Source organism: Polyangiaceae bacterium, assembly GCA_016715885.1.
In the GTDB taxonomy this organism is placed as follows: domain Bacteria; phylum Myxococcota_A; class Polyangia; order Polyangiales; family Polyangiaceae; genus Polyangium.
This window is the reverse complement of sequence record JADJXL010000015.1, coordinates 590,712-602,705: the sequence shown is the minus strand read 5'-3', so window position 1 is coordinate 602,705 and position 11,994 is coordinate 590,712. Positions and strand designations below refer to the sequence as shown.

At 58.4% G+C, this 11,994-nt stretch carries 8 protein-coding genes; 6 read left to right on the top strand and 2 right to left on the bottom strand.

The window, feature by feature from the left end; genetic code table 11:
* The first annotated feature begins 15 nt into the window (after positions 1-15).
* The 3 genes from IPM54_16080 to IPM54_16070 all read left to right on the top strand — a co-directional run bounded on the left by IPM54_16080 (position 16) and on the right by IPM54_16070 (position 5,144).
* Complete coding sequence (locus IPM54_16080; GenBank protein MBK9261308.1) at positions 16-1,221, top strand: VWA domain-containing protein; 1,206 nt, start codon at positions 16-18, stop codon at positions 1,219-1,221.
* Between the two features lie 106 nt (positions 1,222-1,327).
* The gene (locus IPM54_16075; protein ID MBK9261307.1) at positions 1,328-4,306 is read left to right on the top strand and encodes a phosphoribosylformylglycinamidine synthase; all 2,979 of its coding nucleotides are present in this window, start codon (positions 1,328-1,330) and stop codon (positions 4,304-4,306) included.
* Positions 4,296-5,144, top strand: a complete 849-nt coding sequence (locus IPM54_16070; GenBank protein ID MBK9261306.1) for a phosphoribosylformylglycinamidine synthase subunit PurQ — start codon at positions 4,296-4,298, stop codon at positions 5,142-5,144. The genes IPM54_16075 and IPM54_16070 overlap by 11 nt, the downstream gene beginning before the upstream one ends.
* Before the next feature lie 35 nt (positions 5,145-5,179).
* On the opposite strand, the gene IPM54_16065 is transcribed toward IPM54_16070, so the two are convergent.
* Complete coding sequence (locus IPM54_16065; GenBank protein MBK9261305.1) at positions 5,180-6,028, bottom strand: DUF4351 domain-containing protein; 849 nt, start codon at positions 6,026-6,028, stop codon at positions 5,180-5,182.
* A gap of 310 nt (positions 6,029-6,338) precedes the next feature.
* Here IPM54_16065 and IPM54_16060 point away from each other — a divergent pair, with 310 nt between their 5' ends.
* Both IPM54_16060 and IPM54_16055 read left to right on the top strand, forming a co-directional pair.
* A complete protein-coding gene (locus IPM54_16060; GenBank protein MBK9261304.1) occupies positions 6,339-6,782 on the top strand; it encodes a YciI family protein in 444 nt (147 codons plus the stop codon).
* Positions 6,783-6,823: 41 nt separating this feature from the next.
* A complete protein-coding gene (locus IPM54_16055; GenBank protein ID MBK9261303.1) occupies positions 6,824-8,059 on the top strand; it encodes an RNA polymerase sigma factor in 1,236 nt (411 codons plus the stop codon).
* 1,688 nt (positions 8,060-9,747) lie between these two features.
* Here the strand turns inward: IPM54_16055 and IPM54_16050 are convergent.
* Entirely contained in the window at positions 9,748-10,188 is a 441-nt protein-coding gene (locus IPM54_16050) for a DUF4365 domain-containing protein (protein ID MBK9261302.1), read from the bottom strand.
* Between the two features lie 1,259 nt (positions 10,189-11,447).
* Here IPM54_16050 and IPM54_16045 point away from each other — a divergent pair.
* Entirely contained in the window at positions 11,448-11,984 is a 537-nt protein-coding gene (locus IPM54_16045) for a hypothetical protein (protein MBK9261301.1), read from the top strand.
* Positions 11,985-11,994: the final 10 nt, after the last annotated feature.

Here is an 11,994-nt window from a genome sequence, read left to right as displayed (position 1 = left end):
GTGCCGGCAGGACCGATGTCGTTCGATCGCGTGCAGCGCTGGCGGCTGATTCTAGGAAAACGCGTCGAAGACCAATTGTCGGGCTTTGGCGGCGGCGGACCAGGCGGAGCCGGCGGCATGCTGAGCCGCGAAATGATGGAAATGGACGGGGCGCTCGGAGCCGTCTACGACATCGAGGAATCCGAGCCCGAAGGAAAGCCGGGCGGGCGTCGAGGAGGACTCGGGAAAAGCCGTCCCAAGCTCGCGGCGTGGCTCGGTGACATACGCAAGTATTTCGAGCAAGACATCGTGGCGGTGATTCAGCAAGACGCGATCGAAAAGCGCGATTGGAAGGAATTGCTTTTCGAGCCGGAATCGCTCGCGCAAATCACGCCAAGCGTGGAGCTCGTCGGTACGCTCCTTTCAATGAAGGACATGATGCCGGATCGGGCGAAAGACGCGGCGCGCGAAATCGTTCATGCCGTCGTCGAGGAAATCAAAAAGCGTATGCAAGGAGCGCTCGAACGGGCCGTCCGCGGAGCGCTCGATCGTTCGAGACACCAACCGATTCCGAGTCTTCCGAACATCGATTGGCGTCGCACGATTGGCAAAAATCTCAAAAATTACGAAAAAACGCGCCGGACCATCATTCCCGAGCGGTTTTTCTTTTTTGCGCGTCAGCATCGGCGCAAGGAATGGAACGTCATCGTCGCCATGGATCAGTCGGGCTCCATGGCGAGCAGCGTCGTGTACGGGGGCGTGATGGGATCGATTCTCGCGAGCCTCCCGGCGCTCGATACGCATGTCATTGCATTCGACACGGAAGTCGTCGATTTGACGCCGCGGCTCGTGGATCCGGTCGATTTGATCTTTGGTATTCAGCTCGGTGGGGGAACCGATATCAATCGCGCCGTCGGGTATTGCCAAGGACTCATTGCCAATCCTCAAAAAACGCTGTTCATTTTGCTCACGGATCTTTATGAAGGCGGCAATCAAGAACAAATGATTCGCCGCATGGAAGACATGGCGCAAAGCGGCGTGCGAGCGATGGTCCTGCTTGCGCTCGACGATTCCGGTGCGCCGTCGTTCGACACGGAGCTTGCGAAGAAGCTGGCGAAGGTTGGTGTACCAAGTTTCGCGTGTACGCCGAACGCGTTGCCGCCCATGCTGGAAGCTGTCCTCAAAGGGCAGAACCTCGACGCCGTGGCGCAACGTTTCGATTCACGAAAAGGCGGTCAATGAGGCGTTTCGGTAGCGCGATCTTCACGCTGCCGATTGTCTTCAAAAACGCTGCACAGTCGCCAGAATTTGTGCTAGAGGGCGTGCGCCACGAGAAACCGGAGCTGCCATGCCCATCTTCCGATTGGAGATCGAAAACCGACCTCATGTGCCGGACGCGCTTGCCGCGATGACCGAACGACAACTCTCGGAGTGGCTCGGTCTGCGGCCCGCTCGCGTGCGCACGCGCAAGCTCTTTCTGTGCGACCTCGACATCGACGCAGCCGAGGCCGCGCGTTTCCTCGAGGCAATTACCGATCCGGTGATCGAAGTGTCCGCGCTAGGGGTTTTGCCGGACGATGCGACGGGCGGCGCGCCGTGGATCTTGACGGTTTCCTTCGCTCCCGGAGTGACGGATACGGTAGGAAAAACCGCAAAAACGGCGTGTGAAGACGTGCTGGGACGGTCGCTCGCCGGGCAAGTTTATTCGGCGACGATGTATTTCTTGTGGGGTTTGTCGAAAAATGACGTCGAAAGAGCCGCAGCCGAAGTTCTTCACAATCCGCTCATCCAAAAAATACGCCTCGACTGTCCACCTCGAACGCCCGACTTGACCATTCCGCGGGCGGGCACGTCGCTCGAGCCGACCGTCGAGCTCGTGCCGCTCGGTTCGCTTGGCGATGCGGAGCTCGAAGCACTATCAAAAAACCGACTTTTGGCATTGTCGCTCGCCGAAATGCAAGCGGTGAAGGCGTATTTCGCGGCCACTGGGCGCGATCCGACGGACGCCGAATTGGAATGCATTGCGCAAACGTGGAGCGAGCATTGTAAACATAAAATATTCAATGCGCCCATCGATTACGTGGGACCCGACGGAACGTCTCGATCTATTGAGCGCGGCATCTTCAAGACGTACATCGTTGGCGCGACGGATGCCGTTCGTCAGGACCGAAAGGCGCAGGGGCTCGATCGGGACGGTGATTTTCTCGTGTCGGTTTTCAGCGACAATGCAGGCGTCGTTCGATTTACCGAACGGGATCATCTCGTCTACAAGGTCGAAACGCACAACTCCCCTTCGGCGCTCGATCCGTACGGTGGAGCGATGACGGGCATCGTCGGCGTGAATCGCGACAGTTTTGGTTGCGGCCTAGGCGCGGATCTTTTGGCCAATGTGTGGGGGTATTGTTTTGGTCCGCCGGACTTTTCGGGCACGTTGCCGAAGGGCCTCATGCATCCGAGGCGCATTCGCGACGGCGTGCATCACGGCGTCATCGATGGTGGCAATCAATCGGGCATTCCGTACATGCGCGGATTCGAGCTCTACGATGATCGATACGTAGGAAAACCGCTCGTGTATTGCGGCACCGTCGCCGCGATGCCCACGACGGTAGCGGGCAAACCGACGCATCAAAAGTATACGCAGCCGGGCGATCGCATCGTGATGATCGGCGGGCGTGTGGGCAAAGACGGCATTCATGGGGCCACGTTTTCGAGCGTCGAATTGAGCGAAAGCTCGCCCGTACAAGCGGTGCAAATTGGCGATCCCATTACGCAAAGGATGATGTTCGACATGCTCGCCGAAGCGCGCGACGCGGGCCTTTACAGCGGCATCACCGACAACGGCGCAGGCGGCCTTTCGAGCAGCGTCGGCGAAATGTCCGAAGCGACGGGCGGCGCCGAAATCGACCTTTCCCGCGTACCGCTCAAGTACCCTGGGCTTTTGCCATGGGAGATCCTCGTGAGCGAAGCGCAGGAACGAATGACCGTCGCCGTTCCCGAAGACAAACTTGCGGCGTTTTTGGCTCTTGCGGCCCGGCGCGAAGTCGAAGCGACGGAAATCGGGCGATTTACGCAAAGTGGGCGACTCGTCGTGATGTACGGCGAAAAGAAGGTTTGCGATTTGTCGCTCGATTTTTTGCACGGGGGATTACCAAAAATCACGCGCAAGGCACGATGGAGCCCGGCCCCTCGCAATGAATTGACCGCGGAAAAACGGGCGGAAGTTCTATCGTCAAAATCGCTCGAAGAATGCATCGTGCAATTGCTCGGGCGTCCGAACATTCGCAGCGATGGGCGGTATGCGAAGCATTACGATCACGAAGTCAAGGGGCTATCGGTCATCAAGCCTCATGTCGGGGTTTTTCGGGACGTACCGGCTGCGGCGACGGTCATGCGCGTGCGCCTTGGTCGCGATGAAGGCGTGGTGCTCGGCGAAGGCATTCATCCGTATTACAGCGACCTCGATGCACGCGAAATGGCTCTCGCGTGCGTGGACGAAGCCGTGCGGCGCGTGCTTTGCGCAGGCGCGCGAATCGATAGGCTCGCAGCGCTCGACAATTTCTGCTGGCCGGATCCCATTGAAAGCAAGTCGACGCCGGATGGAGCGCACAAGCTCGCGCAGCTCGTGCGCACGTGCGAAGGACTCTTCGATGCGTGCAAAGCGTACGGATTGCCGCTCGTATCTGGCAAGGATTCAATGAAAAACGACGCCATTTTGGATGGCGTGAAGATATCCGTGCCGCCCACGCTTTTGGTCAGCGTCATGGGGCAAATGGCCGACGTGAAACAGGCGTTGTCGCTCGTTCCGCGCGCTCCTGGAGACGTTCTCTATTTGCTGGGCGATACGCGTGACGAATGCGGAGGTGCGGAAATCGAACGGCTCGTCGGGCACGCTTTTGCGGGCGTGCCGCGCACGGACGTGCAGCAATTTTCCTTGCGATATCAAGCATTTGCGGACGCGCATGCCGCGGGGCTCGTGCGCTCGGCGCATGTCGTCGCCCGGGGTGGGCTTGCCGTGGCGCTCTCGCACCTTGCAATGGCGAGCGACCTGGGCATTGTGGCGTCGCTGGAAACGCTCGCTCCGGGGCTCGACCCGCCCATTGCAATGTTCAGCGAATCGACGGGGCGCATTCTGTTGACAGCGCGTCCGGATCAATCGGCGGCGCTCGAAGAACGGCTCGGGAAGCATGGGCTCGTTCGAGTGGGAATGATCGAAGCGTCGAATGACGGCCGAGGGTATTTGCGAATCACACAGGGTGGACGACCGGTCGTGGATGTTGGTGCAGCCGTTTTGCGCAATGCATTTCAGGAGGAAAGCCATGGGAGTTGAAACGCGCGATGTGCGGGTCCTCGTCCTGACGGGGTACGGCCTGAATTGCGAAGTCGAAACCGCTGCGGGTTTTTCTCGCGCGGGAGCGACGGTGAAATCGACGCATTTGCACGATCTGCTCGACCGAGCGGGCGACAAGGACGTTTTTTCCGGTTATCACATTCTCGCCTTCGTCGGAGGTTTTTCCTTTGGGGACCACATTCAAAGCGGGCGAGTGTATGCGAATCGGCTTCGTTTCCGCTTGGGCGATGCGCTCGGTCGTTTCGTGGACGATGGGGGCCTTTCGCTCGGCATTTGCAATGGTTTTCAAACGCTGGTTTGTCTTGGGCTATTGCCGGCGCTCGGGCGAACCAAAGGAACGAGTTTGGCGCCGCAATCGGCGGCGCTGGTGCACAACGATCGGCTCGGGTATTTCGACACGTGGGTGAAGCTGCTCGTCGATGCGGAGAGTCCGTGCGTGTGGACGCGGGGTTTGCCGCAAACGATTGAGCTGCCGAGTCGTCATGGCGAAGGAAAGCTCGTGTTTCGCGACGAAGAAACGCGCAATGCGATCATGGCATCGCGGCTCGTGCCCGTGCGTTACGCGGATGCGAGCGGTCGTCCGACGGAGGTTTGGCCGGACAATCCGAACGGCTCACCGGACGGTGCGGCGGGACTGTGCGATGCGACGGGTCGCATTTTTGGCTTGATGCCGCATCCGGATGCGTTCCTCGATCCGGAGAACCACCCGGACTGGATCCGGCGGCGGGATCGCGGTGAACCTGGGTTCAGCGCGAAAGACGCTGGCGTTGGACAGGCGATCTTTGATCGCGGTGTGCGCGCGGTGGCGAGTAGCTAGGTTCGGCGAAGTGCGATCCAGACGAACATACAAGCCTACGATGCGAAAACCTCATCGAGCGAGTTCGCGTAGAGCACTTTCTCCTCCAACTGGTCGAGCAACTGGGCGTCGGCGTTTTCCACACGCGTGACGACGTCTTCCGGAAGCACGCCGAACTTGCGCCGAAGGAGCCGCTGGACGGTTTCTCGTCGTCCCTGCAGCTTTCCCCGTAGTTCCGCGCGGCGTTCGTACATGTCCATGATTTCTTGCGTGTTCATGAGGAACTCCTCGTCTGCGGGCGAAGCCGGCTCGTTGACCGCTTCGATGCGGTAGCGTACCAGAATTGGCAACGCGATGCACTTCTCGAATTCATCGTTGGAGAGGCTTTTGAGCTCTTCAATGGCTCGCTTCAACGTTCGTCCGCGTCCCATCAGGCGCAAAAGCAGCGTCGATCGCTCTTCAGGTAGGTCGCTCAGCACGACGATCGACGTGGCATTCACGGGCGGCTGTTCGTAAACCCCACACGGCCAGGTTTCCGCCACACGTGCCCACGTCGCATCGAAGGCCTTTGACGGTTTGCCCGCAGACAAGATCCATTGATGCGGCAAACCCGGTGCTTCGATTTGTTTGCGAAGGATGTGGCGTAGATTGAGGTGTTTTCGAATGCACCCTTCCACGTCGAGCACATCCGGCGGCGCGGAAAACACCTCGAAGGAGCAAGGTCGTTCGGTCATGCGCCCGAGCAACGTTCCAGCAACAGGAGACGGCCGTTCGAGGTCGGGGACGAAATACCCATCGACCTGCTGCGGATCAGGGCTGACCTCGAGCTCCGAAGTGAACGAACCGCGCTCCTGGAGGCTCGCCCGAAGCATTTGCTTACCAAGCTGGTCGTAACGCGTGACCACGTCCTGCGCATATTACAGGGAATACGGTCTGTCAAGGAAATGGTCGACCAGGACGCACGTTTGTCGCAGGAATGGTTCGCGTAGGACAAACAGAGAGGAGCCTAACGGAGCGAACGAATGCGAGCGGTGGTTCTTCGCCCAAGGTTTGCGACGCCTCTATCCCGGCCGAACGTTAGCAACAACACTCAAAAAATATTTTTCTTCGCCTTGTCGATCTGACGAACCCTCGTTCGTCGTCCTTGCGAAACCGTGGTACGGACCCGGCAAGCGGTCGGGACAGACCACACGAGCCAAGGAAAGAGGCAAAGTCATGCGCGTTATGGTGATCATCAAGGCCAACAAGGATTCCGAAGCCGGCAAAATGCCCAGCGAACAGCTTCTCAAGGACATGGGCGCCTACAACGAAGAGCTCGTGAAGGCCGGGATCATGCTCGCCGGCGACGGGCTTCATCCAAGCTCCAAGGCAAAACGCGTGCGCTTCTCGGGCAGCCAGCGCACCGTCATCGACGGACCGTTTGCCGAAACCAAAGAGCTCATTGCGGGTTTTTGGATCTGGCAGGTCAAGTCCATGGAAGAAGCGGTCGAATGGGTTCGCCGTATTCCCAATACGGACGACAACGGCGAAGAGTCCGATGTAGAAATCCGTCCGATTTTCGAGGCGGCCGACTTTGGTGCGGAATTCACGCCCGAGCTGCGTGAGCAAGAAGATCGCCTGCGCGAGCAAATCGCGCAGCAACAGCAGCAAAAATCCTGATTCCACGAATCGAGGCGCCCATGGCCGATCTCTCGGGGGACATGCGCAAAACAATCGATGCGGTTTGGCGGATCGAATCAGCCAAGCTCATTGGCGGGCTGACGCGTGTCGTTCGAGACGTCGGCCTTGCCGAAGATCTCGCACAAGAGGCGCTCCTCGAAGCAATGGAACGATGGCCCGAGACGGGAATCCCAGACAAACCCGGCGCGTGGCTCATGGCCACCGCGAAAAATCGGGCCATCGACGAATTGCGACGGCGCTCGATGCTCGAGCGTAAGCACCACGAAATTGGGCAATGGTCCGATTCTGAAGCGAAATTCGTCGAGCCTGTCGATATGGACGAAGACGTTGGTGACGACGTTTTGCGGCTCATGCTCGTCGCTTGTCATCCGGTATTGGCCACGGAGGCGCGCGTGGCGCTCACGTTGCGCCTCTTGGGTGGTCTTACCACCGAGGAAATTGCGCGGGCATTTCTCGTTTCGGAACCAACGATTGCCCAACGTATCGTGCGCGCGAAACGTACGCTCACGGAGGCGCGCGTTCCATTTGACGTGCCGCGAGGTGCCGAATTGTCGGCTCGATTGTCGTCGGTGCTCGAAGTGGTGTACCTCATTTTCAACGAGGGGTATTCGGCGACGCGAGGGGACGAGTGGGTGCGGCCCGAGCTTTGTGAAGATGCCCTCCGTCTTGCGCGCATTCTGGCGCATCTCGTGCCAAATGAAGCCGAAGTGCATGGTCTCGTTGCGCTTTTGGAGATTCAAGCGTCACGAAATCGCGCCCGCGTGGGTCCTTCGGGCGAACCCATTTTGCTCATGGATCAAGATCGTTCGCGGTGGGATCACTTGCTGGTGCACCGAGGTCTCGACGCGCTCGATCGGGCCATTTCGCTGGGACGACCGCTGGGCGTGTACGCGCTTCAGGCAGCCATTGCAGCATGTCACGCTCGAGCGCGAAAGGCCGAAGATACCGATTGGGTGCGGATCGTCGCGCTGTATGATGCGCTGGCGCAATTGACGCAATCGCCCGTCGTCGAATTGAACCGCGCGGTCGCCATTGCAATGGCATTCGGCCCGGAAGCGGGCCTGGAATTAGTCGACGAGCTTACCGATGAACCACTTTTGCAATCGTACCACTTGCTCCCATCGGTGCGTGGCGATCTGCTCTTCAAGCTCGGGCGTTTGCGTGAAGCGAGCAATGAATTCGAGCGCGCCGCGTTTCTCACGAAGAACAGCCGGGAACGCGCGCTGCTGCTTGCACGCGTGAAAGCGTGTCGGTGATTGTATCCGGGCCTCGAGTTGAACGCTCGCTTCGCGCGGCCACTTCTGCGGTGCGTGGGTGCCGCAGCAAGAGTGGTCCCAAAAACAAATTGCTCTGCAAGAACATTGCGTTTCGTATAAATACGAACAGGTGGTAAAACCTTCCATCGTTCCGAACAGGCCTTACTGCATTTTTCTTGCGTTTGGTAACATCTTCGTGACTCGTCCAGCGGCGTCGCTCGACAGCCAAACCATGCACGATGAGGTATGAGGTCTGCATGATGCGCTGGCGAGAAGGCGCAGCAATTCACGTTGCTATCGGTAATGCAGCGGCTTCGACGGTGGTACGAAAAAGCCCCTCTGCGGAAAGACGTCCGCTGGTAATGGGGGCGAAAGCTGGCGCAGCAGCAGTTCATATCGTCCCCAAGCATCGCGCAACGCAATAAGTCCCTGCGGTGGAACGAATCCTGGTACGAGGGCCCATCCGCCAGAAACACTAGGATCCTCCCCCACCGTGGCCATTCGCCCCAAAATCTTATAAGGTTCCGGGATTCCAAGACGATCATTCGCGCCACTCCCAGTAGCGTTTCGACAGCGGCAATACGAAACCAGAAGCGTAGGCATTGTTCAGGTGCGGAAACATACACGAGAACCACGTCACCTGCGCGAAGGCCCATGGCCGAACGTCGCAGCTCGATGGTTTTCGAACCGGCTAGAATCTGGTTGGCATAGATGGGCTTGATCGACAGAATGACGGAGGTATTCATGGTTTATCAGGGTACTCCCAGCCCCTCATTACGGAGCAGTTCGAATTCATCGCGCCCGATGGGGTTAAGACCTTGGAGATTTGTTTGGTTGTTCAAGACTTGACGCACGCGCGCCAAGGTAACGGGGCGACTGAATGGCTCGAACAGTTCAAAATGAATGGCCATCCCCGTAGCATGTCTGGAGTCCCAGCGTGACGCCTCCCAATCTGAGTCGCTGTGGCGCTCGATGAGCCCCGTCCCCCCGTCTCCGCCCCCCTATTTTTTGAGTTTCGTAAACAGAACAAGGTCGCCACTGACAACGCGATTTGGAAGCAGTAAAGCGTGTCAACAGAAGTTTGCAGGTGCCCATCTACGGGTCCCGAGGTTGCGAACATCCCTGTCACCCATTCAGAAAAAATGGGTACAATAACGTACCGTTTATGCGGCATGTGCAAGCGAAGTGGATAAAATTCGCGCATGAGCGAGGCATCATCGGTCGAACCCTCCGGCTCGCGACAACGGCAATTCGCGGCGATACAGTATGCGCAGCACGAGCTACGTTCATGCGTACACACGAAAGTGTCCCAGGTACGGATAAGTCGTCTGCCGAGACGCCGAATCGTGCACATGATGACGAATCGCTGACAATGCCCCAGATCTTCGACGCAAGCTCGCTCGTAAAGACATCGAGATCTGCGATTGAGCGAACTGTTTGGCGAACAAAGTGTTTGGCAAGCACGAGTTCCGTGTTACTCGACGTACGCGCATAACGATTTGCCGATATTCCTTCGACACGAAAACCAAACCGACGAAAGTATTCAATGAGCTCTGCTTTGTCTGCCGCAACAGTGACATGTACGCGCTCAATCGCGGGAATCGCCGCCCAAGTCCTGAGTTCATGGTAAAGAAGATGCTGCCCAATCGCCGTCCAAAGGGCCACGTGCAGTTTGATATGCGTCGTCCTTACTGCCCACGATATGCCGCAGTGATCGAACCCACCTCGACAACCTTCTTACTAACGTCCGGCATTGCCCAATTTTTTTCAAGCCAGGCTTGGAAACCTGGATAGTCTGCAGCTATCGGCGCAAGAAGCGCCCTCACGGGCCCTGAATCCCGAGGTTCCCACGACCTAATGAGTAGATTCGGCGTGACGTCGATGCGAGTGGCGGGTGGCCGCGCACGAACAAAGCGTTGTGCAAATGCAGCGAAGGAATCCGCTGAAAACGATTGGGTTGACGGTGCCCGCAATGTGTACGGCCCTGTTTCAATCCTTTCGGGATGTTTTCGCAGGTGCTCCGAAATATTCACCCAACGTGCATCAGACGAACGAGGGTCGTGGATTATACCAACAACGGGAACGCCGTACCGCGCCCACGTTTCAAAATGCGCCTTGTCCGCCGGCAAAACCGAATGGCTCTTGCGTACGAAAGACGCCGACGCCACATAGCCCTACAGCTAGCAACTGTCCCACCTCGCCCCAAACGGAAGCCCGCTCGCACTCGACGCCCCCCTTCCCCCCTCCCCCGCCCTTTACTATGGACGGAGGATCGTCTGTTGGCGCTCCGGTCAAGAGGGGAAAACGCGGCACAAAACTGACACCAAGGCAACCAGGGATCGGAGCAGACTACGAAAACTGGTTACCTGTCGCACATCGTCCAACACCCGCCGCGGCCAGCGAGTAACGCCAACTGACCGACGTCGTGCTGAGGTATAGAAATGGCATACTTCGCTGTCATCAATGATTCCTCCATCGATATTTCAATCGAACGGTGCCATATTAACGTTTGGGTTTTGCCGGGCCTCTCGAAAGTGTTCTATTCGAGTGGGGCTCGGTGAAGGTAAGGGAAGGAAAATCACCATAAAGCAACCCTCCCTGTGTCGTACAAGGGTTCACTCCTGACACGAGACAGCTGCCTGGTTTGACAGCCAAGCAAAAGGAAAACGCAAACCAATTAACGTTCGGCAACCCGTGCCCCCAAAGCAACCTACCCCCCCATCCCTTTGACCTCAACTCCCAGCTCCCAAACCCCCCCCGAACCCCCGACAACACCCAAACTCCCTGACTATCGGGGCCCAACGTCCGCAGGACCACACCCCAGAGCCTTAAAACGCAACCTGCCCACTCACTCCTCACCCTCCACCCCCTCTCAGAAATTGGCGACCTTCTCGAAAAGCTCCTGTCGGCACAGCCACTCTGAGCACCCCCCTCCTTCCAGGCCCTCCCCCCCCCCCCAACACTATCACAAGCCAAAACCAACACCCCTGCACGCCTTACGCATCTGACCGGCAAAAAAGCCTCCCTTCGCCATATTCTCTCCTGCACCATCCAAATTCTCCCCCGCATACCCCATCGACGAATACTGAATCTCGTCGCATCACCACCCAAGCAGTGCATCGACAAGGGCCAACGACTCCAACAGTTTGACAAAATGCGGCTCACACAATTGCCTGTTAACTCCACGCTCTCCACACGAAGCACGTTCCAACAAACACAGAACGTCCATGCGCCGCCAAGGCCTCGGAACGGTCCCCTTCGCCCCCCACCCCCCCGCCACTCAACGCGGTCCCCACGCCACCCCCACCATGCCCGTTCCGAGGAATGCGACCAGCCGCCTTCCACTTTCTCCAACTTTGCGATAACGTCCTCGCATGCGCAGGTGGCCATGACCCAAAGGCACGACCCGGCATTCGCAGCACCGCAAAACCCAGCGGCAACCGAGCCTTCCGCGGAAACGTTGTCGCTCGAAGACATCGCCGCCGGTGAGCTGACCGAAGTGCCTGTCCCGACAAACCTCGCCTCAACATCGGGCATGCGCTCGGCAAGACTCATTTCGGTGGACGGTCGCCAGGCAACCATAACCTTGCGCGGCGGAGCCGATCCAACCGTTGCCGATGTCGCGGACGAAGTCGAGACGGAGCTGCTCGGGCTAGCGTTGAAAAATGGTGACAGCGTTCTCGTGGAGCTTGCGCCGAACGCTCGGCCCCTCGTCGTAGGGATGCTTCAAACGCGCGTGCCTCGAGAAGTGCATGTTGCGGCCGATGAAGTGCATTTGCAGGCAGCGAAAGTGCTCGTGCTCAAAGCAGGACGCGCGGCGCTGAAGCTTCACGAGGATGGTGAAGTGGAGCTTCTCGGGACGAAGATCAATGCCGTCTCGCGGGGATTGTTCAAAATCGTGGGACGCGTCTTGCGACTCAACTGAGCTTGCGAGG